The following is a 25,087-nucleotide window of genomic DNA, read 5'->3' as shown; positions in this document are numbered from 1 at the left end:
AATAAGTTGGATGCCCCGGGAACATCATGTTAAAAATGAGGCGCAACTGGTGTTTTAAAACCAGCTGCTTTTTTTACTGCTTTTACCCCCTAATCCCAAAGCCCCCAGAAGGCTGCGGGTAATGATACTGGCTGCAGTACGGCCGGCTTGCCGGGCTACAGAACTTTCCATAACACTTTCCAGTAAACCTTTTTCTTCTTTTTGTCTGCCCGGTTTGGCAGCAGGTTGCTGCGCTGTTTTTTCTGCTGCTTCATTCAGCTTGGCAGTAAGTATCTCATAGGCACTCTCGTTATCGATGACTTCACTGTATTTTTTTACCAGTTTGGAATTATTTACAATGTTATCAATCTCTGCATCTGTTAATACATCCATGCGGGAGCGGGGAGTAGTGAGCATGGTAGCTGCCAGTGGGGTAGGAATCCCCTTTTCATTCAGGCAGGTAATCAAGGCTTCTCCAATGCCTATTTGTGTAAGCAGCTCATCTGTTTTATAAAAATCAGATAAAGGATAGTTTTCTGCTGTTTGCTTAATGGTTTTGCGATCGTTGGCTGTAAATGCGCGGAGTGCATGCTGTACTTTTAAACCGAGTTGTCCTAATACAGAAGTGGGGACATCCATTGGGTTTTGGGTACAGAAAAAGATACCTACTCCTTTGGAACGGATCAGTTTGATAATGGTTTCAATCTGTTTAAGCAAAGCATCGCTGGCTTCCTGGAAGATGAGGTGGGCTTCATCAATAAACATTACCAGTTTTGGCTTGTCCAGATCACCTTCTTCTGGAAGCGTGGCATAGAGTTCTGCCAGCAGGCTCAGCATAAAGGTAGAAAACAGCTTGGGCCGGTCCTGGATATCTGTTACCCGGACAATGGAAATCATCCCTCTGCCATCATTACTGATACGCATCAGGTCATCTACTTCAAATGATTTTTCCCCAAAGAACAGTTCTGCTCCCTGCTGTTCCAGCTCAATTACTTTACGCAGAATAGTACCGGTAGAGCTGGTGGAAATTTTTCCATAATCCTTTTCCATCTCTGCTTTCCCTTCATCACTGGCAAATTGCAGTACTTTCTTGAAGTCTTTCAGGTCCAGCAACGGCATTTTATTGTCGTCGCAGTATTTGAATATCATCGATACAATACCACCCTGGGTATCGTTCAGTTCCAGTATTTTGGATAACAGTACCGGGCCAAATTCGCTGGTAGTAGCCCGTAAGCGGGCACCCTTTTCATGGCTGAGGCTTAACAGTTCTGTGGGATAGGCTGCAGGTACGTAGGTGCCGCCTATCTTCTGGTAGCGTTCTTCTATTTTGGCATTGGATGCGCCCGCAGCAGCTATGCCGCTGAGGTCGCCCTTGATATCCATGAGCAATACAGGCACGCTGGCATCACTCAGTCCTTCTGCAATGATTTGTAAGGTTTTGGTTTTACCCGTACCGGTGGCACCGGCTATCAGTCCGTGCCGGTTCATGGTTTTGAGTGGTAAAAATATGTCAGCGCCGGTTTGTACTTCTCCATCCAGTATTGCACAGCCCAATTTGAAATGTTCCCCTTTAAACGTGTAGCCGTTTTTGATAGATTCGAGGAATGCCTCTTTATTTGCCATGGTGAAAATTTTATTGAAGATAAAAAAAATGGCGCATAGTCATACGGATGTCCCGTAAGGTGCCTGTATTTACTAAAATGGCCTGTCTATCGTCTGCCTGCCCTGAAGACAGGCAGTATCATTGCCAGCAGCGTATTATTGAACCAGGTAAATAAGTGAGGGAAATATGCCAGGTGGTATAAGTTACAGGTCTTCTTCTCTTTCCAGCATAAGAATAGCGCCCTGGGGAACAATGTAATATCGGTCTCCCTTGTAAGTGATTTCAGTGGAACCGCTCACGAGAAAAAGCGCCAGATCTCCTTCTTTGGCCTGTAATGGAATATATTTTACTTTATCATCTTCCTGTTTCCAGGCCTCATCTTCATCAGCAGGCACAGGAATGGCATATCCGGGACCTGTTTTAATTACATATCCCTGCTGTACTTTTTCTTTTTCCTGCACGCCCGGTGGTAAATAAAGGCCACTATCGGTACGCTCGCTGGGGGTGGTGGGTTTTACCAGTACCCGGTCGCCTACTATAATCAGTTTCTTTAATTTATTATCAGGTGTTATGTGGATGGCCATATACTTATTTTCACTGCTGAAGTTATAACAAATAGCGTGCACCAGCCTGCTTTTGTGACATTATGACATAGCATCCGTAATCATATTTCGCTGAGGGGAAAAGTTTCCTTTACCCGGATCCCTTTTTCGGTTTGCTGAAGGGTACAGCATTCATTTTTAGGATCGTGTTCAAAATAAAGGATGTATTCCTTGTCTGTTGCTTCCTGCAGGAAACTTTTCTTTTCCTGGAGCGTAGTCAGTGGAAACATATCATAAGCCATTACATAGGGGAGGGGGATGTGTGCCGCAGAGGGTAGCAGGTCGGCCATATATATGATTGTTTTACCCTTATAGCTGATCTGGGGCAGCATCATGGCATCGGTATGCCCATTGGCAAAACGGATGGCTATCTGCTCCGTAAAAGCGACTCCTTCTGCATGGTGAATGAATTGCAGTTGTCCGCTTTCCTGAATGGGGAGGATATTCTCTTTCAGGAAAGAGGCTTTTTCGCGGTCATTGGGTTGGGTGGCCCATTTCCAATGGTCGGCATTACTCCAGAAGGTGGCATTTTTAAAGGCAGGTAACAGCTTATCACCTTCCCGCACAATGCTGCCTCCGCAATGGTCAAAATGAAGGTGGGTTAAAAACATGTCTGTGATATCATCCCGATGAAACCCAAGTGCGGCGAGAGATTTATCCAGGGAATCATTACCATGCAGGTAGTAATGGCTGAAGAATTTCTCATCCTGTTTGTTACCAATACCATTATCAATAAGGATAAGACGGTTGCCGTCTTCTATCAGCATACAGCGCATAGCCCATGTACATAGATTATTTTCATCTGCCGGGTTGAGTTTGTTCCATATGCTTTTAGGTACCACGCCAAACATGGCACCTCCATCCAGTTTAAAAAAACCTGTTTCAATGGTATGTAGTTTCATCACGTTCAATTTAGGTGACTAAAGCTACGCAATTTCAGACGAATGGAGGGAAGGTTGCTGCAGCTGACGCTGTTTAAGTAATGCAGCGATCAGCCATATTAACCCTATGGCAAAAAAGGAAATGAGGGCCAGTACAGAATTACGCATACTACCCGTTAGTTCATCTATAACACCAAAAGAAAACATCCCTAATACAATAGATAGTTTTTCGGTAACGTCATAGTAGCTGAAGAAGGAGGCTGTGTCAGTTGTTTCAGGCATTAGTTTGGCATAGGTAGACCGGCTGAGGGATTGTACGCCGCCCATCACCAGGCCTACTACTACAGCCAGGATATAAAAGTCGAGTGGGGTAGTAATGCGATAGGCAGCAACACATACTGCTATCCATAGGAGGATAACGCCAATCAGCACACGCAGATTTCCGAAGTGGCCGGACAACCGTGCCATACCCCATGCTCCGGGGATTGCCACCAGCTGTATTACCACGATGGTAATAATCAGGTTGGTGTCTGGCAGCTGCAGGAGTTTACTGCCAAATATAGTGGCCGCCATCATCACCGTTTGTACGCCCATGCTGTAAAAGAAAAAGCTGCGCAGGAACCGTTTTAGTACCGGCATTACTTTTACCTGGCCATACACTTTTCTTAGTTCAGCAAACCCTTCCGTAACAGCACTGGCATAATGCGTTTCTACCGTGGCTTTGGAGGGAGGCAGGCTTTTAAAGGTGATTTGCGCAAAGCCAATCCACCAGATACCTACCAGTAAAAAAGTAATCAAAACCGGTTGTGCTCCGGTAAGCCCAAATGGTTCGAGTACTACCAGGGCAAATCCTATCAACTGTAAAATAACACTGCCTACATAACCTAATGCAAACCCACGCGCACTTACCCTGTCGCGGTCTTCCGGGCTGGCTATTTCCGGTAAATAGGAATTATAGAATACCAACCCTCCGCAAAAGCCTATGGTGGCCAGCATAAAACACAGCACACCGAAACCCAGGTTATCGCCGTTAAAAAAATATAGTGCGCTGCAGCAAATACCACCCAGCAGGGTAAAGAAGCGCAGGAAATTCTTTTTATTACCCCTGGTATCTGCGATAGAGGAAAGGATAGGCGAAAGAATGGCTACCAGCAAAAATGCGGCAGACAGGGTATAGTTATATAAGGCCGAATTTACGAACACTCCTCCCAGAAAAGACACATGTTCCGGGGTTACTTTCAGAAAATAAACGGGAAAAAACGTGGATACGATTACCAGGTTAAATACAGAATTGGCCCAGTCGTACATGGCCCAACCATTGATTACTTTATTACTGGCAGTTTTCATAAATAAGCTATTAGCTGTTGGCTGTTAGCCATTAGCTGTGAATAGTCAAACAACAAAAGATAGGCACTAACTGCTAAAGGCTAACAGCTAATAGCTATTTCTTATAATCCAGAATACTGATCCGGTGAGGACACATGGCGTATTCCTGTTCATCATTGGAGCTGATGATTAACATGCGGTGGCCGCAATATTCATCGATCAGTTGACGGTAAAGCGCTATGCCTGCCATATCCAGGTTGGTACATGGCTCATCCAGCAGTAGTACCGGTACATCGGAAAATATGGCCAATGCCAGTTTAATACGTTGTTTCATCCCGGAGGAAAAATAACGGATCTGTTTATTGGCGGCTTTTTCAAGCCCCACCAGTTGCATAGCTTTACTGGCAGTGATACCCGGTAAAAAGTTTTTAAACTGCAGGTGGAACTGCAGGCATTCTGTAAGGGTAAATTCTTCTACCAGTTCCAGGTAAGGTGTTGCGATAGCACTATACCGGAAAAACGCATCGTTTTCGATGGGCTTTTCCGGTGTGCTGTAAGTAACGGTACCTTCGTTGTGATGAAGGTAACCGCTGATAACTTGTAGTAGTGTGGATTTGCCCGAACCATTGGGCCCCAGTATTGCATAACGTTCTCCATCCCTGAAAGTAAAGGTAACACCACGAAATATCCAGTCGTAGTTAAAACGCTTGCCTGTCTGGTTAAGGGAGATCGTCATTGGAACGGGAGGTATAACCTTTCATGATACCACGTCCGGATTCCCGGATGAAGGATAGTATTTCATCCCTTTCATCAGTAGCCGGAAATTCTGCTTCAATGATGCTGATCGCTTTGGATAATTTATATCCTTTTACAAAGATTACGCGGTAAATGTCCAGTATCTGGTTAATTTTTTCCAATGAGAAGCCTCTTCTTTTTAATCCGATGGAGTTGACCCCCACATAGGATAAAGGCTCTCTGGCAGCTTTTACATAAGGGGGCACATCTTTACGCACCAGTGATCCACCGGTTACAAAAGCATGTGCACCTATTTTACAAAACTGTTGAACAGCTACCATTCCTGCCAGTACTACGTGGTCTCCCACGGAGATATGCCCTGCCAGGGTGGTATTATTGGAAAATACGCAGTAATTGCCCACTTCACAGTCATGTGCAATATGGCTATAGGCCATGATCAGGCAATTATTACCGATAACGGTGCTCCACTTATCTTTGGTACCCCGGTTAATGGTTACGTATTCGCGTATGGTTGTATTATCACCAATTTGAACGGTCGTATCTTCACCCGCAAATTTGAGGTCCTGGGGAATAGCAGAAATTACTGCGCCAGGAAATATCCGGCAGTTTTTGCCAATACGTGCGCCTTCCATTACAGTCACATTGGAACCTATCCAGGTACCATCTCCGATCTCCACGTTTTTATGGATCACTGTAAACGGATCAATTTTAACATTAGGCGCCACTTTGGCGTCCGGGTGAATGTATGTAAGCGGGTGAATCATTGCTATTATTTGCTGTCTCTTGTTTTAATAATTTGAGCTACCAGATCTGCTTCCGTGGCTACTTTGTTGCCGATGAAAACAGTTCCCCGCATTTCTACAATACCCCTCCTGATAGGGCTTAAAAGCTCCATTTTCAGGATCATGGTATCACCAGGCAGTACTTTCTGCTTGAATTTACAATTATCTATTTTCAGGAAATAAGTGTCGTAATTTTCAGGATCGGGCACGGTATTCAATGCCAGCATACCACCTACCTGTGTCAGTGCTTCTACCTGCAATACTCCCGGCATTACCGGATTATTGGGGAAATGTCCCTGGAAGAAGGGTTCATTGATAGTGACATTTTTAATACCTACTACCTGGCTGTCTGTCAGTTCAATGATCTTGTCTACCAACAGGAAAGGATAGCGGTGTGGCAATGTTTTTAAAACCCGGCGTATATCAAAAACAGGCGGCTGATTGGGATTATAAATAGGAATATCCCGTGCGTGCTTGTTCTTTTTGATATATTGTTTGATTTTCCTGGCAAATTCTACGTTAGATGCATGCCCCGGACGGTTGGCAATGATATGCGCTTTGATAGGGTAGCCTATCAGGGCGAGATCGCCAATCACATCCAGCAGTTTATGACGAGCAGGTTCGTTCGGGAACCGCAGTTCAATATTGTTCAGGATGCCTTCCCGCTGTACAGAGATCTGTTCGCGCTGAAAAGAAGTAGCCAGGCGGCTCAGCTCTTCTTCGCTGATAGGCCGGTCTACTACTACAATGGCATTATTGATATCACCGCCTTTAATCAGGTTATTGGAGATCAGGTATTCCAGTTCATGTAAGAAGCAGAAAGTGCGGCAGGGAGCAATTTCCTTTTTGAACTCCTGCATACCTTTCAGATTAGCATGCTGGGTGCCTAATACAGGAGAGTTAAAGTCGATGAGGCAGGTAACGCGGTAATCCACGGCTGGCAGTGCCACCATTTCTACCTTTTTTGCTTCATCGTAGTAGCTGATATTGGTATCTATAGAATAATAGATCTTTTTAGCGTCCTGATCCTGGATGCCTACCTTTTCAATTGCTTCCAGGAAAGGCTGGGAGCTGCCATCCATAATAGGAATTTCAGGCCCGTCCAGTTCTATCAGCACATTGTCTACACCGCCGCCTACCAGTGCAGCCAGCAGATGTTCTACTGTGCTTACGCGGGCACCATTGTGCTCCAGCGTGGTGCCACGGGCGGTATCCACTACATAGTCTACATCGGCCTTTACAATAGGTTGATCAGGAAGGTCAATACGTTGAAATTTAATGCCAAAGCCAGGGGTAGCTGGTTTAAGCGTCATATTTACGTGGGCTCCAGTGTGCAACCCTACACCTGCAATGGTAATGGGACTTTTAAGCGTGTGTTGATTATCGTGCTGTTGATTATCCATCATGATTAAACGCTAATGTATAAAAGTTTGATTCAGATTACAATTTTCAAACGCCTTCCCGTTCAGAAAGCAGTTGTTTTACCATATCCTCTAATTCTTTTACCCGTTTTTCAAGGTCGGGCAAATTTCTAAAAATTGCCTGACTTTTCAGCGAACTTTTATAATCATAAGCAGGAGAGCCGGTCAGAGAGGTATTCGGGGAAGTAATAGATTTGGATAAGCCGCTCTGTGCATTTATTTTGGTGCCATCGGCAATATGGATATGTCCTACCATACCTACCTGGCCACCTATAATACAGTTCTGGCCGATTTTAGTACTGCCGGAAACACCCGTTTGGGCGGCTATCACTGTATTTACGCCTATGTCTACATTGTGTGCTACCTGGATCAGGTTATCCATTTTCACACCCTGGCGAATTACCGTAGAGCCCATCGTAGCCCGGTCAATCGTGGTATTGGCACCGATCTCTACGTCATCATGGATCACAACATTACCAATCTGAGGTACCTTTTTATAGGAACCGTCCGGTTGAGGGGCAAATCCAAAACCATCTCCGCCTATTACACAACCGGCATGCAGTATTACCCGATTGCCCACTATACAGTTCGCATACACTTTTACACCAGGGTACAGGGTGGCATCATTATTTACAATCACATTATCTCCCAGATATACACCTGGATAGATTTTTACGTTATTGCCCAGTACCACATTTTCTCCCAGGTAGGCAAAAGCGCCAATAAATACGTTTTCGCCCAGTTTTACTGACTTGGGAACGAAAGAAGGTTGCTGGATACCGGATTTATTACCGGCCATTTGCTCATATTTTTCCAGCAGCAGGGCAAAGCTGCTATAAGCATCCTTTACCCGGATCAGCGTGGGATGAACAGGCCGGTCAATGACCAGGTTTTCATTCACAATCAGAATAGATGCCTGGGTAGTATATATAAATTCTTCGTATTTAGGATTAGCGATAAAGCTGAGCATACCTTCTCCCGCCTCTTCTATCTTGGCGATATTGCTCACTTTAACTTCCGGATTTCCCTCTAGCTTACCATCGAGCATGGTGGCTAATTGTAATGCGCTAAATTGCATAAATTTTAATTGAAATGTTATTTACTAAGCTCCCGCAGATTTTATACACCTGCTCCGCCACCCGCCGATTCCCTTCTAAACGTTGTTAGCCTAGATTTTTGGATGACAAATGTAGAATTTTTTTATCGGTATAGCCAGCGTATGACTAACCAATGCATTGTCAATAGATGAAATGTCTTTTACCGTACCATCTTTAAAAAGAATATTAATCTTCTCGTCATTTACATTATATGCCCTGAGGCTGGCAGTGCCGGTAAATACAAAATAATCCAAAGCTGCTCCTTTTATCCCCCATTTTTGTGCCACTTGCTGTTTCAGTACCCCGATGGCATCTTCCCCAAAGGGCTCATTATTCAGTACTACCTTAAATAAATCCCTGTTTATCAGCCATTTGCAAAGCATAGATAACACCTGGTCTTCATGACCTGCCCAAACTTTTATGGCACTCATAATATCGTAGTCGTCCAATAAGCAGAATTGTTGCAGGCAGGATGGTTCCCTTTCAAAGTTATCTTTGGTAATAGGGTGATATAAAAAGTACTGTAATGCAGGAGAGGCAAACAGGCGGGCGCCGCCCAAAGCCAGTTCCTTGGCCCTGCAAAGTATTTTTACCAGCATGTTTTCGGCGCTGAGCACCGTTTTGTGCAGGTACACCTGCCAATACATCAGCCGGCGGGATACAATGAACTTTTCTATGGAATAAATGCCTTTCTCTTCCACCATCAACTCCCCGTTGTGCACAGTCAGCATTTTAATGATCCTGTCGTAGCCAATCACCCCTTCAGATACCCCGGTATAAAAGCTGTCCCTGTTCAGATAGTCCATTCTGTCAACGTCTAACTGGCTGGAAACCAACTGGTGCAGGAATTTTTTGTGGTAGCGTCCATTAAAGATATCCAGGGTAAGTGTCAAAGCGCCATCCATCTCCCGGTTAAGGGCTTCCATCAGCCACTGGGATATTTCTTCGTGCGATACCCCTTCAATGATACCATTTTCCAGGGCGTGTGAATAAGGACCATGACCAATATCGTGCAGCAGGATCGCCATTTTGGCCGCTACTTCCTCCTGGGGGGTAATAAGGATGCCCTTGCTTTTTAACTCCTGTAAGGCACAACTCATGAGATGGTATGCGCCCATGCTATGATGAAAGCGGGTGTGCATCGCCCCGGGATACACCAGCTGTGCGAGCGCCATCTGGTGTATTCTGCGCAAACGCTGATAGTAAGGATGTGAAATGAGATTGAAAATCAACGGATGATCTATGGTAATAAAGCCATATACCGGATCATTAACAATTTTACGCTTGCGTTCGGTCATACATTCAGTTAGTGATGAAGGCCATATGGTTGAAGCCGTTTTCTTCCTTAAAATTACAGGTATTTTATCCGTTAATTTCAACTTTAACTAATAGTGCCTGTGTGCAAAACTACGCTAGGAATTAATTATATGTAACTTTTTTAATTGTATAGACGCTTTTATTAACAAATACCCTCATCGCCGGTGCATTTTTTTACTGCTTTGGGCACCTCCCTGCTGGCTGTATTTTCATTTTTTAACATTTTATTTCGCAGTATCCGTGTTCGGGGAATGGTTTTTGACCAAAATAGATGGTAATTTCAAGCTGTTAGCAATTAGCTGTTAGCCGTTAGCTGATGTGTTTGCGTAATTAAGGCTAAAAGCTAAAGGCTAATAGCTAATTGCTCTTTTAACCATACAATTCCTTGCATGAATCAAATAAATATACTTTGGGTAGATGATGAAATAGAGTCCCTTAAATCTCAGATCATATTCCTTGAAAGTAAAGGATATAAAGTGAGTGCCCTGACCAATGGCTATGATGCACTGGAGTTTTTAAAGGAACAGGTGGTGGACGTGGTACTGCTGGACGAGTCAATGCCAGGGATTACCGGTTTGGAAACCCTCAGTAAAATAAAGGAGATAGATCAGCAGATCCCGGTGGTGATGATCACCAAAAATGAAGCAGAGAATGTGATGGATGATGCTATCGGCTCCCAGATCACGGATTACCTGATCAAACCGGTCAACCCTAACCAGGTATTATTGTCCCTTAAAAAGATCATAGATAATAAAAGGCTGGTAGCTGAGAAAACAACCATTGCTTACCAGCAGGAGTTTCGCTCTCTGTTTATGGCCCTGAATTCCAACCCGGACCATACGGAGTGGATGGATATCTATAAGAAGCTGGTGTATTGGGAAATGGAGATGGGAAAAACCAACAGCCCGGAAATGCTGGAAGTGTTCAATACCCAGAAGGCGGAAGCCAACACCGAGTTTGCCAAATTCATCAGCCGGAATTATGCCAGCTGGGTAGGCACCCGGGCCAAAGATGCACCGGTGATGTCGCATACCCTTTTTGAGGATAAGGTCGTGCCGTTCCTGGAAAAGGATGTTCCCAACTTTTTTATATTAATAGATAACCTCCGGCTGGATCAGTGGAAGGCAATCCTGCCTATTTTCCTGGAATCGTTCCGGCTGGTAGAGGAGGATACATTTTACAGCATTTTGCCTACCTCCACGCAATACAGCCGAAACGCCATTTTTGCAGGGATGCTGCCTATTGATATAGAGCATTATTTTCCGGTGCAATGGCGGAATGATGATGAGGAAGGCGGAAAGAACCTGTATGAAGAGGAGTTCTTTGCCGCACAGCTGGCCCGGTTAAAAATGGATACCCGCTTTTCCTACACTAAGGTTACCAACCATGCGGATGCACAGCATATGTTGAATGGTATACATAATCTGATGGATTATCCCCTGAATATTATTGTATACAATTTTGTGGATATGCTCAGCCATGCCCGCACAGAAATGGAAGTACTGAAAGAGCTGGCTGCTGATGAAACTTCTTATCGGTCTATTACCGCCAGCTGGTTCGAGCATTCTCCCCTGCATCAGGCGTTAAAACGGCTGGGGGATAAAAAGATCAACCTGATCATTGCTACCGATCACGGAAGTGTAAGGGTAAATACCCCGGTAAAAGTGATAGGGGATAAGCAAACTACTACCAATCTGCGGTATAAGCATGGCCGTAACCTGAATTATGATCCCAAGGAGGTATTAGCCTTCCGGGACCCCCGGGAAGCTGGTTTGCCCAGGCCTAATGTAAACTCCTCGTATATTTTTGCCCGCGGGGATGGTTATTTATGTTATCCCAACAACTATAATTACTTTGTAAATTATTATCGCAATACGTTCCAGCACGGCGGTATTTCCCTGGAGGAAATGATTGTGCCGGTGGCCAGGCTCGTCAGTAAATAACAAGCTAATGGTTTAAAGCTGATAGCTACGCGCTTTTAGCTAAATTTGCATCATGAATATCAAAATCACACCAAATAACCTCGCCCGGTTAGAAAAAGTATTTGAAGAAGCGAAGTACGTACTGCGTTTTGAAAAAGGTACTTTCACTTCAGGGTATTGTATATTGGAGCATAAAAGGGTAGTGGTGATTAATAAGTTCCTCAACATGGAGGGACGCATTAATACCTTGCTGGATATTTTATCTACCATTCAATTGGAACAGGGAATGCTGACACCGGAATCCCTGAAACTTTACAAGCAGGTATTGGATAGCAAAGCAGCTTTAAGCAGCATACCCGATGAGCCTGCAGCACCTCCGGCAGATGAGGCTGCACCCACCGAATAAAAACAAATAAGGTGGGGATGACAAGTGGCATGGCATTCATAAAATCAAATCATTTAGCAGCGTGAAAGTTACATTTCTTGGTACAGGTACATCGCAGGGGGTGCCGGTAATAGCATGCGGTTGCAGAGTGTGTACTTCCGGTAATAAAAAGGATACCCGCCTGAGAAGTAGTATCCTCATTGCATCTCCGGCAGGCAATATAGTAGTAGATACTACCCCGGATTTCCGGTACCAGATGTTGAGGGCGCAGGTAAAACACCTGGAAGCAGTGCTGATTACCCATTCCCATAAAGATCATATTGCTGGTATGGACGATATACGGGCATTTAATTATTTTCAGCAAAGCCATATTGATATTTACGCTACGGACTATTCCCAGAATGTTATCATGCGGGAGTTTGCCTATGCTTTTGCTGATTTTAAATATCCGGGCATCCCCGAAATCAACTTGCTTACTATTACGGATGAGCCTTTTGAGGTAAAAGGCATGCCGGTAACTCCTATTAATGTGATGCATTATAAAATGCCGGTAATGGGGTTCCGGATTCACGACTTTACCTATATCACAGATGCTAATTTCATTGCAGAAGAAGAAAAAGAGAAGATCATAGGATCAAAGGTGCTGGTGTTAAATGCGTTGCGCCGCGAAAAACATATATCCCATTTTACGCTGGATGAAGCGATCGCCCTGGCCACGGAGCTAAAGGTGCCCCAGGTGTATTTTACGCATATCAGCCATCAGCTGGGCCTGCATGATGAAGTGTCTGTGGAGTTGCCGGATGGTATGGCGCTGGCATATGACGGGCTGGAGATTGCGTTGTAATATATAATAAAGGTACCTGTGCTTAACCTGCGGTTAACAGATTTCTCCTTCCTGTCCCATACTTTTGTCGCAGCAATGTTGTTACCCCATGCGACCATCTTTTTTTCGATCCTACTTTCAGTTTTCCAAAGCAGAAAGAACAGGTCTGCTTGTTTTACTGGCCTTCATCGCTTTCAGTTGGTGCCTGCCCGTTGTGGGTTCTTTTTTCAGCCCCCCTGTTGCTACAGATACAACAGGATTTGCAGCCGCTGTTACCACATTTGAGCAACAACTGGCAACCGCCCTACACAAATCCCCGGCACGAACTAATAATCACTCAGGTGATTTATCTGCTTTACCGGTCAGTAATACCCCCGCTTTATTTTATTTCAATCCTAATACACTGCCTGCAAATGACTGGGAGCGACTTGGCGTGCCACCCCGTACCATTCGTACTATTCAAAATTATATCCGGAAAGGAGGGCGTTTTCATAAGCAGGAAGACCTGCAGAAAATTTATGGACTTTCACCGGTAGTATATCAGCGCCTGGTAAGTTATGTACGTATTCCTGATGAGGCGAAAGTACCTGCGGGACTAAAAAAGAGCCGGGTAGACAGCTTCCGGACCGGGAACAGGCCTGCATTTTTCAGTAGCCGGGAACGTCCCCCATTACCCCTGATTGCTATCAATACGGCAGATACCCTTTCCTGGCAGGCATTGCCAGGTATAGGCCCGGTACTTGCCAGGCGGATTGTGACATTCCGTGAGAGGTTGGGAGGGTTTTATGCCATTGCACAAGTTGCCGAAACCTACGGTTTACCAGATACGACGTTTAAAAAAATTCAAGCTTTGCTACGCCTGGATAACGGTTTACTAAGAAAAATCGATATTAACCACACAGATGAAAAATCTTTGGCAGATCATCCATATATAAGTCAAAAACTGGCTGGTCTGATAGTGCGCTATCGCAATGCACACGGGCCTTTTAGCCAATTAGACGACCTGCGCAGCATCCCGTTGGTGGATGAGATTATTTATCGTAAAATTGAACATTACATTCAGATCAAATTTTAAATACTGCTTTTATGAACTTTCAGCCTACGGAAATGCAACAACAGATTGCGCAAATGATCCGCGATTTTGGTAAGGTCCATATACTCCCGCATATGATGGAGTGGGATGAAAAGCAGGAGTTTCCTGTAGCCCTGTTTAAGCAACTGGGAGCGCTGGGGTTGATGGGAGTACTGGTACCGGAAGAATATGGCGGCAGCGGTTTCAGCTACCTGGAATATGTAACGGTAATCAGCGAGGTAGCCAGGTGCTGCGGGGGGATAGGATTAAGTGTAGCCGCTCATAATTCCTTGGGTACAGGACATATCCTGCAATTTGGAAATGAAGCACAGAAAAAGAAATACCTGCCTAAGCTGGCTACTGCGGAATGGATTGCGGCCTGGGGATTAACAGAACCCAATACCGGATCCGATGCAATGAATATGAAATGTGTGGCAAAACAGGAGGGCAATGACTGGGTGATCAATGGTACCAAATGCTGGATCACCCATGGCAAAAGCTGTGATGTAGCGGTAGTGATTGCCCGTACCGGGGAAGTACGGGATAGCCACGGTATGAGTGCCTTTATTGTAGAAAAAGGAACACCTGGCTTTAGCGGAGGTAAAAAAGAAAATAAACTGGGCATGCGGGCTTCAGAAACCGCAGAAATGATCTTTGACAACTGCCGCATTCCTGCAGAAAACTTACTGGGTGAGGTAGGGGAAGGCTTTATCCAGTCGATGAAGATATTAGACGGTGGCCGGATCTCTATTGCGGCGTTGTCGCTGGGTATTGCCAAAGGGGCTTGTGATGCTGCCATAAAGTACGCCAAGGAACGCCACCAGTTTGATCAGCCTATTGCCAATTTTCAGGGCATCTCTTTTAAACTGGCCGACATGGCTACGCAGATTGAAGCGGCGGAATTGCTGACCATGCAGGCCGCAGATCTCAAGAACAGGAAACTCCCTGTGACTCAACAGGCGGCAATGGCCAAGTATTACGCCTCAGAAGTAGCTGTGAAGGTAGCCAATGAAGCCGTACAGGTATTTGGAGGATACGGTTATACGAAAGACTTCCCCGTGGAGAAATTTTACCGTGATGCCAAATTATGTACCATCGGTGAAGGTACCTCCGAGATACAAAAAATCGTCATTGCCAGGGAAGCACTCAAAAAATAGCTAAATTTTTAGCAGGCGAAAATAATGCCTGAAAATGGAATTAATTGGAGATCAATTAGATAGCTGTAGGGCTATTATTTATTTTTTATCAGGAGTATATACATGCTAAACATGTATAATGTAAATAAGTGTAGTATGTATGTTTCCTCTTTTTTTTGACAATTAAATGAAACATTACATCTTTTGTGTTAGGGAATATTGAAAAAGGAACGTTAAATTTGGGTTAATTCATCACTCCTTTACCAATTTATCAACCTAAAACACAAAACGAAGATTGAAACATTTTTACCCTAAAAAACAAGCATCCTCTCAACCGGGATGCTTGTTTATTTAGTGCTTGTTGATAATCCCTCCTCCCGGTAGTTTTCGCTATAAAAATATCCCCGTAGTACTACTGAGTTTCCACGCATGGCCACCTGCTAATTTTGCATGGAAAATAACAAGATAATGATTCGAAAAATATTGAGATGGTCAGGCATAGTGTTGGGAATAATAGCTGTTCTCCTCCTGATTGCATATGGTGTTATCTATGGCATTACAGCACAGCGTATTAATAAAACATATGAGGTAGCGGTAAGGAGTATTGATATTCCTGCCGATTCTGCCACTATTAGTCATGGTGCACATTTATTTGCGATAAAGGGATGCGGGGATTGTCATGGCGCTAATCTGGCAGGGAAGGTGTTTTTGGATGACCCGATGATTGGCCGGCTGGTAGGTGCCAATTTAACCAGCGGGGAAGGTGGGGTACCGGACTGGTTTAGTGATAAAGACTGGTTAAGGGCTATGCGGCATGGCATAGACCATGAGGGGAAGTCACTTTTGCTCATGCCTTCTTATGAGTATGCCAGACTTGATGATAAAGATATGGCGGCGCTGATCGCTTTTTGCAAGGCACAGCCTCCGGTAAACAGTGCATTGCCACCTGCGCACATAGGTCCTATGGGAAGGATACTGACTGCCTTTGACCAGATGCCTTTACTTCCGGCAGAAAAGGTGGACCATGGCTACCAGCAACCTGCTCAGGTAGTGAAGGAAGTAACAGCCGAATATGGAAAATACCTGGCGATGTCCTGTACAGGATGCCACTATCCGGATTTAAAAGGCGGCAAAAGCCCTATCCCTGGTCAGCCACCTGTAGCCAATATTACTGCCAGTGGTCATATTGGTAAATGGTCAGTAGAGGAGTTTGTAAATACGTTACGTACCGGCACAACGCCGGAGGGTAAACAACTGAAGAATGAAGAGATGCCATGGAAAATGACTGCAGCCTATACCACTGATGAACTCAAGGCCTTATATCTGTACCTGAAAAGTATTTAGGTTCCCCAAATACAGTTGAATAAAAAAGTCCCGCACCTTTAACAAGTGTGGGACTTTTACATGTATGATCCACCTGGCAGCGCCGGTATGTATTATTTGTTACCTTCTTTTTTATCCTGGAAGATGTCGGACAGCTTATCCTTGGCATCTTTTGCAAGGTGAGTCGCTTTATCTTTGGCATCTTCTGCCCAATCTTCCACTTTATCTTTCATATCGTCCAGGAAATCACCGGCCTGATCCATGAAGCCTTCTTTTTTGGCGTCCGACTGGCTGGCCATATTGGCAAACCAGCTATCTACAGTACCGGCAATAAATGGAGGTAATTTGCCTTTCACAAATTCTTTGATTACGTCTACGGATTTCACCGCCTGCTCAGCGGTAAGGCCTGCTTTTTCCTGTAATTGCTGAATGAGTTCCTGCATAGATCAGATTTTATGGAAAGTGAATAGTGAAATGTGTTAAGCAACTTTCAACTTAGATAAGGTGGACTGCTCCAGTCTTTCCATTGCATATGCTTTGGTAAGGGTAAAGGAGGTTTCATTGGCAGATGGCAGCTGGAACATGGCCTCGCTCAGGATCACTTCACAGATAGAACGTAATCCACGTGCGCCCAGTTTAAATTCCATGGCTTTATCTACAATGTATTCAATGGCCTCGTCTTCTATGACGAAATCAATGTTTTCTACCTTAAAGAGCTTTTTATACTGTTTTACCAGCGCATTCTTAGGCGTTACCAGGATAGCTTTGAGCGTATCCCTGTCCAGCGAGTTCAGGTAGGTAACTACCGGCAAACGGCCCAGTAATTCCGGAATGAGACCGAACGTTTTCAGATCCTGGGAATTTACATAGCGCAGGATATGCTTTTTGTTTTCTTCTTCCCGGTCCTTATTTACGGTAAAGCCAATAGAATGTGTTTGTACTCTTCTGCTGATGATCTTATCTACCCCATCAAAAGCACCACCGCAAATAAACAGGATGTTTTGGGTATTTACCTTGATCAGTTTTTGTTCAGGGTGTTTACGTCCGCCTTGTGGTGGTACCAGTACTTCGGTACCTTCCAGCAGCTTCAGCAGGCCCTGTTGTACCCCTTCACCACTTACATCACGGGTAATGGAGGGATTATCGCTTTTACGGGCAATTTTATCAATCTCATCGATGTATACAATGCCACGTTCTGCTGCTTCCACATCATAATTGCACACCTGCAGCAGGCGGCTTAAAATGCTTTCCACATCTTCCCCTACGTAGCCGGCTTCCGTAAATACCGTAGCATCTACGATGGTAAAAGGAACATTGAGTAATTTGGCAATAGACTTTGCCAGCAGGGTTTTACCGGTACCGGTTTCGCCCACCATAATGATGTTGGATTTTTCAATTTCCACCTCATCTTCTTCTACCTGCTGGTTAAGGCGTTTGTAGTGGTTATACACCGCTACTGCCAATATTTTTTTAGCATCATCCTGGCCAATTACATATTCATCCAGGAATTTTTTGATTTCCATTGGCTTAGACACTTTGGGAACAAAGTGGGAAGCGGTAGTGGTACCTTTCTTGGTACCCTGGAATAATTCCTGGTCAATAATTTCCTGTGCGTTGGCCACACAGTTTTCGCATATGTGTCCTTCCGCACCTGCAATCAATATTTGCACTTCATCTTTGGAGCGGTTGCAAAAGGAACAGCGTATTTTAGATTCTTTCATCTGAAAATATTTCGTTTTTCAATGGTGCATTCACATGCAGGTAATAACAGGAATATAAAATTACGCCAAAAATCCGGGTACGGTATAAATTAAAACCGTCCCGGTTGTCCGGGACGGTTTCCGATATTATTGCGGAGTTGAATCCTGCTTTTTTCTCGGGTTTTTGTCGAGCACGTCATCAATAATGCCATATTCTTTTGCTTCATCAGCAGTCATCCAGTAGTCACGATCGGAATCTTTTTCTACTTTTTTAACGGGCTGTCCGCAATGGGTGGCAATGATTTCGTTCAGTTCTTTTTTGAGTTTGATAAACTCCCGGGCAGTGATTTCAATGTCGGAAGTTTGTCCTTCGGCACCGCCATGTGGCTGGTGAATCATTACGCGGGCATGTTTCAGCGCGGTACGTTTTCCTTTGGTACCTGCTACCAGCAGTACAGCGCCAAAAGAGGCAGCCATACCGGTACAGATAGTAGCCACATCCGGTGCAATGATCTGCATGGTATCATAGATACCTAAGCCTGCATATACACTACCTCCGGGGCTGTTTACGTACATCTGTATGTCCCTGGTACGGTCTGTAGACTCCAGGAACAGCAGCTGGGCGGTGATTACGTTAGCCACGTAGTCATTTACCGGGTCGCCCAGGAATATGATACGGTCCATCATCAAACGGGAAAAAACATCCATGGTAGCCACATTCATAGGCCGCTCCTCAATGATATAAGGCGTCAGCGAATTGATATTATGGCGGGTATAGCTATCTACAACCAGGCTACTGATTCCGCGATGTTGAATGGCGTATTTTCTGAATTCGTTATTAATGTTCATGATGGTGATGTTTATGAGGCAAATTAACAAATTGTTCTGCTGTGATGTCCTCTTCCTTCACGTTCACCTGTGTTTCGGCCCAGTCAAATAATTTCTGTGTCACCATTTCACGATAGGTCTGATCCACAAATTTTTCATCCTGTAACAGGCGATCCATGTAGCTATCCAGCCATTCTGCTCCGTCTGTTGCGGAAGCCCCCATGCCATAATAACCCATTATCTTCTGTTTGGCATTTTCTTTCAGTTCATCGAAAGAAACTTCCAGTTTGTTATCGCGGATCAGTTTATCGCTGACAAGTGTCCAGCGCAACTGATGGTCAAAATTCGGATATTCTTTTTCGGCTTCTTCGGCAGTTTTTGGTTTTTCACCACCGGTTTGCAGCCAACGTTTTAGGAAGTCTTTAGGCAACTCTATAGGCGTTTCGTGTACCAGCACTTCAAACAGGTCGTTGTGCATGTGGTTACGGCTTTCGGAGGCCCAGTATTTTTCTACTTCTTCTTTCAGTTTGGCGCGAAAAGCTTCTTCAGTAGTAATATCGGCGCCAGGGTAGATTTCATTAAAGAATGCTTCATCTAATTCCCTTTTCTCAATCAACCCTACTTTCGCAACGGTCAATTTAAAGTATTTCTGTGCAGCTTCCTTGTCGTCCTTGTCAAAGCCAAGGTCTTTCAGGATCCAGCCCAGTCTTTCCTCATCAAAGGAAGTAGCCAGCTGGAATACGATGGAAGCATCTTTTTGTTTTCCCATTAATTGCGCCTGGATAGCAGGGGTAAAGTATTTCAGCAAAATGGAGTTTTCCTTCTTAATACCACCTTCTACTACATTACCGGCAGCATCGCTTTCTTCAAAAACGACAGACAGCACGTTGTCTTCTGTATCGATGGTTTCAGGTTCGTTCATTTTGCCACCCTTGATCTGCAGGCGGGTTACTTCGTCTTCCACCATTTCATCCGTTACCTTGATATTGTACTTGGTGAGGGTGGTTTTATTACCTTCCAGTGGGGTTACCTTGATCTCTGGTTTCAGCCCGATTTCAAAATCAAAGCTGTATTCAGCAGGTACGCTAAAATCAAGATTTTTAGCTTCCTTGTCCAGAGAAATGGGCTGACCAAATATGTCCAGCTTTTCTGTTTGCAGATAGCCCATCAGCTCTTTTTCAACAGATTTCAGCACCTCATCGCCAAAAATGGCCTGACCATGCATCTTCTTTACCATGCCGGCGGGTACCATTCCCTTGCGGAAGCCCGGTATATTGGCATTTTTGCTGAATTGCTTTACTGCTTTATCAAAATTAGGAAGGTAATCTTCCTGGCTCACTTTCACAGTGATCTTATCATTCAATAACCCAATGTTTTCTCTGGTTACGGTAGCCATAATACTAGTAAATGTTCTTTATTGTAAGTGTTCAAAATGAAGCAATAATGATTCCTGATTGTTTTTCCTGCCATGACGTCACAAAGACAAGAAGGAATGGCAGCTAACGCAGAACGCTTTGCTACTTAATGCCTTAATGGCAAGTATGTATTGCAAATTATGCTAATAATACCCTGCTCCGGTTGGCAGCATTCCCTGATAATCTGGTGTATACATGACCCTCATAAATATAAAATATTGTAAATCAATATTTTCATTAAAATCAGGGTAGTTAAAATACATTTTAACGGCTGCAAAGGTAAGATATTTTGTCTGTACCGTTATGCTCCTGGAAGGATGATACGCCCCACAGGGCATAAAAAAAGGGAGAAATTATAAATTTCTCCCTGGGAAGTGCGGGTGATAGGACTCGAACCTACATGCCGCGAAGCACCAGATCCTAAGTCTGGCGTGTCTGCCAATTTCACCACACCCGCGGGCATTTCCTTAAAAGCACTCGGTTTACTTTTAAAGGATTGCAAAGGTATTATTTTTTGCGAATTAAAAAAATGAATCATGGATTCTGGGGAAAAATACCGGGAAGTGCCTCCGGTAGCACTCCTGTGCCTGCCAGGAAGGTCAGATCAGGGGGCATAGATAGGGTATCCACCTTACAAACAGGTGGCATTCCCTGTCATTTTACCTGATTAAAGTACCTATAAAGTATAGATGTGCCATAGATGTCCCGTAGATATCCCGACTGGCTATATTGTCGGGATATCTACGGGACATATACGGGATATCTACGGGATATCCCTATTGAAACATAGGCCCATAGCAGTAATTGGTCTAATCCTGTTATAGGTTTACACCTTTTGTTAATAAATCCTGATTGTAGTTTACATCCGGGTGATTTAATCCTGAATTTGGTTTACGGATGTCTTTTCTCCTTTTATAATTCCGGGTGCCGGTAAAACACTTTTTTCATAAAACCATAAATGGGTAGCATATAACTAAAACGTAAGTATGTATACCTGCTTTATATTTCGTATGCCCGATCACGTAATAATCTATTTGTTGTAACATGTTTTTAAACTGACGGAATTGCGGGAACATGAAAAAATAGTTTGCAAACACCCTGTTGAAAAAGTATTAACTGCATGGAATTGGTAGCAATACAGCAATGTTTTGTTGACACTAAAAAAATAGTTTCAAAAAAAAACGTTAAAAACTATGAAAAATCGGTTTAGCTCCTTATTTTTGGTAGGTAGCATAGAAATTGGGAAACCAAAAGAGAACCAAGTCGAACAGAACCAAATCAAACCAAACAGAACCAAAATTTAAATAGCAACCGTTTGTACTGATATGAGTAAGTAGCCCCGTGAGCAATGGATAACATGATGTACATGTCAGCGCAAAACAAGACTCTGTAATTGAAGTGTAGATGAGGACCAGTTAACACAATTTCACGTACCCACAATTTGCTTAACACATGATTGAACATTACATTCCACGTAACAGCGGCTAACAGGCCTGCTATTTAGTTTTCAATTTTGTCTCCCTGCTTACTCAGGTTTTACATTGGTCAGTATACAGGCCAGGGAGATAAATTATTGCATGTGCATTCAGTTAAAATTCCTTTTCCATAAAGGAAATGGGACCTGTTTGCCTTTTATTGCCAGAAATAAACTCAGATCAGGAGCAATGCACTTTGCCCCTCAGGCTCACTATGTCTTAAACATACTACGTATGAAATGCTTTTATTCTTTTCTGCACCGAGGTGTCTTTTTGTTAATACTACTCTTGTCTGCGTCTGCGGCGATTTATGCACAAGGAGTGTTGTATACCAGTAAAGATACCTCCAGAGCTCGTGCTGATTCAATTGCGTTTGCAAAAAGAAAAGTACTCACCTCCCGCGACTCTTCCGGTTTGTTTTACAACAATGAGTTGTTCCTCCATAATGAAGTAAATGGGGCTATCTCTTCGTTAGATATTAATGAAGTAAAGAAACTGCCTTATACCAGCATTGACCAGATGCTGATAGGAAGAGTAACAGGAGTAGATGTACGCACACCTACTGCAGAACCTGGTAAAAGAAACAGCATGTTTATCCGGGGGAGTGCTTCCCTTTTGTTGAAGAACAGCGACATCTTTTATGCACAGCCTACCTATGTAGTGGATGGCATTCCATTGATCATGGACCATGCTTTTGCCTACGAAATACAACGCTTCGACTTTAACAGGCTGGGTACAGAAACCAGCTTGCTTAACTTCCTTGACATTAATGATATTGAGAGTATAGATGTACTGAAAGACTTTGGTGCCAGCGCTAAATATGGCCCGCTGGCGGCAAATGGTGTAATAAACATTACTACCAAAGCACCGCGGGTAGGAAAGATGAAGGTATCATTAAATGCTTACGCCGGTATTGCAGTGAAACCACGAGTAGATGTGGTAAACGGTAAGTATGAAAGTGATTTCAGGCTGCCTTTTTATGATAAGTACGCTAATGAAACCCAATGGAGAAACTATCCACGTTATCTGGCAGATTCTTCCCAGGCCAGGTATTACGGACCTGCCAACTGGGACGATCTGTTTTATCACACCGGATTCAATAATGGTGTGCAGGCATCTGTAAGCGGTGGTACGCCATTGGCTAACTTCCGTTTCAGTATAGGGCAGGCATCCCAAAAAGGTGTGTATGACAAAACCGGGTTGCAGCGCTATAATGTGAACTTTGGAATCAATATCATGCCGGTGCGCAATCTGATGATCACTACCTATATCAGTGCAGCTACTGTAAACCGCAAAAGAAGTGAATTTATCAGAGACCGGGCTAATGATGAAGATTACCTGTTTAACTATGAAACACCTCCATCTCCCAATAAAGAATTTCTGCAACAATATTATTTTAATCTTGACAACGGAATTAACCGCAACAGGAATAATGCTGCCAGGATACTGGCAAATGCCAACTATGTCATATCTGATCACTTCACCTTCAATAGCCGTTTTGGAATTGACTACGGACAAAATTTCAGAGACTATTTTGTACCGGTGTCGCTGGGAGAAGGAAATAGTTTTGTATCAAATTTTGATGGGTTGAACAGAAGGCTGGTGCTGGATAATTCACTCCGGTTCAATAAAAGGTTCAACGATAAGCATCAGCTGGATATAACACTGGGCCAGTATAACCAATGGGATAAATGGCGTTATGATTATGGACGTGCTTATAAGGGTACCAGTGACTTTATCAAAATTTATCAGCCAGGAAATGATGACAATAAGCAGGGCCGGTTTACCAATATCCGCCTGATGTTTAATGCCAAGGATTTTACACAATCCAACCTGGCCTCTTTTTATGGTAATGTAGGCTATAACTACCTGCAAAAATATTTTGTAAGCCTGTATGTAAGGCGTGATGGGACCTCCTATCTGCCTGGCGAAAACCGCTGGCTTACTTCTCCTACTATTTCCGCATCCTGGAAAATCTCCAATGAAGATTTCATGAAGCAGGCAGGCTGGATCAATAACCTGAATCTTCGTGCCAGCTGGGGACGCGTAGGCCGCCTGCTAATGGACGAGCTTTATAAAGGTGGTCCTGTTTATAATGTGGATGCAGGATGGAATGGTGCTGTTAATATGTCTACCTACAATGGTTTTCCTGCTATTAATGGTGCATTTGGAACAGGATACGTAGTGCCTGGTACCAAATGGCCTTACGTGGAACAGCTCAATGGCGGTTTGGATGTAGCGATGTTCAGCAATCGCCTGCGGGTATCACTGGATGTATATTCCAAAACAGACCGCAATATGGTGTTGAAAATTCCTACACTGGAAGAAGAAGGGTATACCGGAATTATTAAAAATGGGATGGCTATCCGCAACTATGGTTATGAGTTAAGTATCAATGCAGATGTGGTGCAGGGAAAACAATTTGAGTGGTCTACCGGATTAAGCATTTATACCAACCAGAATAAGTTGATAGCAATGCCGGACGGATTAACGGACCTGGTGATCAGCAACAAACGTTTCCTGGTAGGGAAACCGGTAGATCGCTACTGGCTGCTCATTAATGAAGGCATTTATAACACGGATGCGGAAGTACCGGTAAATCCAGCTAATGGTAAAAAAATGTCTTACCAGGGAGTAACCATGAAAGCGGGTGATCCCAAGTGGAAAGACCTGGATGGTAACTATGATATCAATGATAAGGACCGTATCATGACCGGCCGTTTATCGCCAGCTGCCATGGGTGGTTTTAGCAACACTTTCCGGTATAAATCATTTGAGCTGAATGTATTGCTGAACTATGCTTTTGGACGTAAAGTGATTAACGAAGCCCTGGCCAACCGCTTTGATTTTATTAACCGGGAAGGTATAGATGATCCTAAAGGGATTAAGGAAATTACTTACTGGACAAAAGTGGAAGGGGATTACAGTAAAATACCCATGTATAATCCCTGGAGTCCGGTTTATGCCTACCAGCCCAACCAGACACTATTTATGGAAGACGCTTCCTACGTGAAACTGCGTGCGGTAACTCTCACGCATTACCTGCAATCTGCCTGGATGAAAAAATCAGGCATAGAGAGTTTGCGTATATACGCTACCGGTAATAACCTGCTTACCTGGACAAAGTATAAGGGAGGAGATCCTGAAGCGATTGGATATTTTGGTTATGACGAAGGGTATTACAACTGGGCCGCCCCCACCAGCTTTACAGTAGGTTTCAATTTTCAATTCTGATGTTAAAAAA

General features: G+C 43.9%; 21 protein-coding genes and 1 tRNA gene. 8 read left to right on the top strand and 14 right to left on the bottom strand.

Annotation, left to right across the window (positions count from 1 at the left end; genetic code table 11):
• Positions 1-54 precede the first annotated feature (54 nt).
• The 9 genes from ABR189_RS14225 to ABR189_RS14185 all read right to left on the bottom strand — a co-directional run bounded on the left by ABR189_RS14225 (position 55) and on the right by ABR189_RS14185 (position 9,745).
• Positions 55-1,602 (bottom strand): helicase HerA-like domain-containing protein, encoded by a 1,548-nt coding sequence (locus ABR189_RS14225; protein WP_354661180.1) that lies wholly within the window; start codon positions 1,600-1,602, stop codon positions 55-57.
• Between the two features lie 183 nt (positions 1,603-1,785).
• Complete coding sequence (locus ABR189_RS14220; RefSeq protein ID WP_354661179.1) at positions 1,786-2,166, bottom strand: co-chaperone GroES; 381 nt, start codon at positions 2,164-2,166, stop codon at positions 1,786-1,788.
• Positions 2,167-2,246: 80 nt separating this feature from the next.
• The gene (locus ABR189_RS14215) at positions 2,247-3,086 is read right to left on the bottom strand and encodes an MBL fold metallo-hydrolase (RefSeq protein ID WP_354661178.1); all 840 of its coding nucleotides are present in this window, start codon (positions 3,084-3,086) and stop codon (positions 2,247-2,249) included.
• Positions 3,087-3,110: 24 nt separating this feature from the next.
• A complete protein-coding gene (locus tag ABR189_RS14210) occupies positions 3,111-4,412 on the bottom strand; it encodes an MFS transporter (RefSeq protein ID WP_354661177.1) in 1,302 nt (433 codons plus the stop codon).
• A 94-nt stretch (positions 4,413-4,506) separates the two neighbouring features.
• Positions 4,507-5,127, bottom strand: coding sequence for an ABC transporter ATP-binding protein (locus ABR189_RS14205; protein WP_354661176.1), 621 nt, complete (start codon positions 5,125-5,127; stop codon positions 4,507-4,509).
• On the bottom strand, positions 5,111-5,911 hold the full coding sequence (lpxA, locus tag ABR189_RS14200) for an acyl-ACP--UDP-N-acetylglucosamine O-acyltransferase (protein WP_354661175.1): 801 nt from the start codon (positions 5,909-5,911) through the stop codon (positions 5,111-5,113). The genes ABR189_RS14205 and lpxA overlap by 17 nt, the downstream gene beginning before the upstream one ends.
• Positions 5,912-5,916: 5 nt before the next feature.
• A complete protein-coding gene (locus ABR189_RS14195) occupies positions 5,917-7,335 on the bottom strand; it encodes a bifunctional UDP-3-O-[3-hydroxymyristoyl] N-acetylglucosamine deacetylase/3-hydroxyacyl-ACP dehydratase (protein WP_354661174.1) in 1,419 nt (472 codons plus the stop codon).
• Between the two features lie 43 nt (positions 7,336-7,378).
• Positions 7,379-8,428: a UDP-3-O-(3-hydroxymyristoyl)glucosamine N-acyltransferase gene (gene lpxD / locus ABR189_RS14190; protein ID WP_354661173.1), complete on the bottom strand. Its 1,050-nt coding sequence runs from the start codon at positions 8,426-8,428 to the stop codon at positions 7,379-7,381.
• A 90-nt stretch (positions 8,429-8,518) separates the two neighbouring features.
• Positions 8,519-9,745, bottom strand: coding sequence for an HD domain-containing protein (locus tag ABR189_RS14185; protein ID WP_354661172.1), 1,227 nt, complete (start codon positions 9,743-9,745; stop codon positions 8,519-8,521).
• Between the two features lie 408 nt (positions 9,746-10,153).
• On the opposite strand from ABR189_RS14185, the gene porX reads away from it, so the two are divergent.
• The 6 genes from porX (at position 10,154) to ABR189_RS14155 (ending at position 16,446) form a co-directional block, all read left to right on the top strand.
• On the top strand, positions 10,154-11,707 hold the full coding sequence (gene porX / locus ABR189_RS14180; protein ID WP_354661171.1) for a T9SS response regulator signal transducer PorX: 1,554 nt from the start codon (positions 10,154-10,156) through the stop codon (positions 11,705-11,707).
• 52 nt (positions 11,708-11,759) lie between these two features.
• Positions 11,760-12,092, top strand: coding sequence for a hypothetical protein (locus tag ABR189_RS14175; protein ID WP_354661170.1), 333 nt, complete (start codon positions 11,760-11,762; stop codon positions 12,090-12,092).
• Between the two features lie 61 nt (positions 12,093-12,153).
• Complete coding sequence (locus tag ABR189_RS14170; RefSeq protein WP_354661169.1) at positions 12,154-12,915, top strand: MBL fold metallo-hydrolase; 762 nt, start codon at positions 12,154-12,156, stop codon at positions 12,913-12,915.
• 88 nt (positions 12,916-13,003) lie between these two features.
• Entirely contained in the window at positions 13,004-13,969 is a 966-nt protein-coding gene (locus ABR189_RS14165) for a ComEA family DNA-binding protein (RefSeq protein WP_354661168.1), read from the top strand.
• An 11-nt stretch (positions 13,970-13,980) separates the two neighbouring features.
• Entirely contained in the window at positions 13,981-15,123 is a 1,143-nt protein-coding gene (locus ABR189_RS14160; RefSeq protein WP_354661167.1) for an acyl-CoA dehydrogenase family protein, read from the top strand.
• Between the two features lie 447 nt (positions 15,124-15,570).
• A complete protein-coding gene (locus ABR189_RS14155; RefSeq protein ID WP_354661166.1) occupies positions 15,571-16,446 on the top strand; it encodes a c-type cytochrome in 876 nt (291 codons plus the stop codon).
• Positions 16,447-16,538: 92 nt separating this feature from the next.
• Here the strand turns inward: ABR189_RS14155 and ABR189_RS14150 are convergent, their stop codons facing one another.
• From ABR189_RS14150 to ABR189_RS14130, 5 genes are all read right to left on the bottom strand, one after another.
• On the bottom strand, positions 16,539-16,868 hold the full coding sequence (locus ABR189_RS14150; protein ID WP_354661165.1) for a hypothetical protein: 330 nt from the start codon (positions 16,866-16,868) through the stop codon (positions 16,539-16,541).
• A gap of 36 nt (positions 16,869-16,904) precedes the next feature.
• The gene (gene clpX / locus ABR189_RS14145) at positions 16,905-18,146 is read right to left on the bottom strand and encodes an ATP-dependent Clp protease ATP-binding subunit ClpX (RefSeq protein ID WP_354661164.1); all 1,242 of its coding nucleotides are present in this window, start codon (positions 18,144-18,146) and stop codon (positions 16,905-16,907) included.
• Positions 18,147-18,272: 126 nt separating this feature from the next.
• Positions 18,273-18,974, bottom strand: a complete 702-nt coding sequence (clpP, locus tag ABR189_RS14140) for an ATP-dependent Clp endopeptidase proteolytic subunit ClpP (RefSeq protein WP_354661163.1) — start codon at positions 18,972-18,974, stop codon at positions 18,273-18,275.
• Positions 18,964-20,349, bottom strand: a complete 1,386-nt coding sequence (gene tig, locus ABR189_RS14135; protein WP_354661162.1) for a trigger factor — start codon at positions 20,347-20,349, stop codon at positions 18,964-18,966. The genes clpP and tig overlap by 11 nt, the downstream gene beginning before the upstream one ends.
• Positions 20,350-20,743: 394 nt before the next feature.
• Positions 20,744-20,825, bottom strand: a tRNA-Leu gene (locus tag ABR189_RS14130).
• A gap of 72 nt (positions 20,826-20,897) precedes the next feature.
• On the opposite strand from ABR189_RS14130, the gene ABR189_RS14125 reads away from it, so the two are divergent.
• Together ABR189_RS14125 and ABR189_RS14120 are read left to right on the top strand one after the other, a co-directional pair.
• Positions 20,898-21,035 (top strand): hypothetical protein, encoded by a 138-nt coding sequence (locus ABR189_RS14125; RefSeq protein ID WP_354661161.1) that lies wholly within the window; start codon positions 20,898-20,900, stop codon positions 21,033-21,035.
• A 1,042-nt stretch (positions 21,036-22,077) separates the two neighbouring features.
• Complete coding sequence (locus ABR189_RS14120; RefSeq protein ID WP_354661160.1) at positions 22,078-25,077, top strand: SusC/RagA family TonB-linked outer membrane protein; 3,000 nt, start codon at positions 22,078-22,080, stop codon at positions 25,075-25,077.
• Positions 25,078-25,087: the final 10 nt, after the last annotated feature.

Origin of the sequence: Chitinophaga sp. H8 (assembly GCF_040567655.1) — a bacterium.
Classification (GTDB): domain Bacteria; phylum Bacteroidota; class Bacteroidia; order Chitinophagales; family Chitinophagaceae; genus Chitinophaga; species Chitinophaga defluvii.
The sequence above is the reverse complement of the archived record's forward strand: the minus strand, read 5'-3'. Positions and strand labels throughout refer to the sequence as shown.

Coding starts and splice junctions, on each gene's coding strand:
- ABR189_RS14185 (WP_354661172.1), bottom strand. CDS start 9,745: ATGACCGAACGCAAGCGTAAAATTGTTAATGATCCGGTATATGGCTTT.
- ABR189_RS14120 (WP_354661160.1), top strand. CDS start 22,078: ATGAAATGCTTTTATTCTTTTCTGCACCGAGGTGTCTTTTTGTTAATA.
- ABR189_RS14205 (WP_354661176.1), bottom strand. CDS start 5,127: ATGACGATCTCCCTTAACCAGACAGGCAAGCGTTTTAACTACGACTGG.
- porX (WP_354661171.1), top strand. CDS start 10,154: ATGAATCAAATAAATATACTTTGGGTAGATGATGAAATAGAGTCCCTT.
- ABR189_RS14125 (WP_354661161.1), top strand. CDS start 20,898: ATGAATCATGGATTCTGGGGAAAAATACCGGGAAGTGCCTCCGGTAGC.
- ABR189_RS14160 (WP_354661167.1), top strand. CDS start 13,981: ATGAACTTTCAGCCTACGGAAATGCAACAACAGATTGCGCAAATGATC.
- clpP (WP_354661163.1), bottom strand. CDS start 18,974: ATGAACATTAATAACGAATTCAGAAAATACGCCATTCAACATCGCGGA.
- ABR189_RS14195 (WP_354661174.1), bottom strand. CDS start 7,335: ATGATGGATAATCAACAGCACGATAATCAACACACGCTTAAAAGTCCC.
- lpxD (WP_354661173.1), bottom strand. CDS start 8,428: ATGCAATTTAGCGCATTACAATTAGCCACCATGCTCGATGGTAAGCTA.
- ABR189_RS14150 (WP_354661165.1), bottom strand. CDS start 16,868: ATGCAGGAACTCATTCAGCAATTACAGGAAAAAGCAGGCCTTACCGCT.
- ABR189_RS14210 (WP_354661177.1), bottom strand. CDS start 4,412: ATGAAAACTGCCAGTAATAAAGTAATCAATGGTTGGGCCATGTACGAC.
- ABR189_RS14175 (WP_354661170.1), top strand. CDS start 11,760: ATGAATATCAAAATCACACCAAATAACCTCGCCCGGTTAGAAAAAGTA.
- lpxA (WP_354661175.1), bottom strand. CDS start 5,911: ATGATTCACCCGCTTACATACATTCACCCGGACGCCAAAGTGGCGCCT.
- clpX (WP_354661164.1), bottom strand. CDS start 18,146: ATGAAAGAATCTAAAATACGCTGTTCCTTTTGCAACCGCTCCAAAGAT.
- tig (WP_354661162.1), bottom strand. CDS start 20,349: ATGGCTACCGTAACCAGAGAAAACATTGGGTTATTGAATGATAAGATC.
- ABR189_RS14225 (WP_354661180.1), bottom strand. CDS start 1,602: ATGGCAAATAAAGAGGCATTCCTCGAATCTATCAAAAACGGCTACACG.
- ABR189_RS14165 (WP_354661168.1), top strand. CDS start 13,004: ATGCGACCATCTTTTTTTCGATCCTACTTTCAGTTTTCCAAAGCAGAA.
- ABR189_RS14220 (WP_354661179.1), bottom strand. CDS start 2,166: ATGGCCATCCACATAACACCTGATAATAAATTAAAGAAACTGATTATA.
- ABR189_RS14155 (WP_354661166.1), top strand. CDS start 15,571: ATGATTCGAAAAATATTGAGATGGTCAGGCATAGTGTTGGGAATAATA.
- ABR189_RS14215 (WP_354661178.1), bottom strand. CDS start 3,086: ATGAAACTACATACCATTGAAACAGGTTTTTTTAAACTGGATGGAGGT.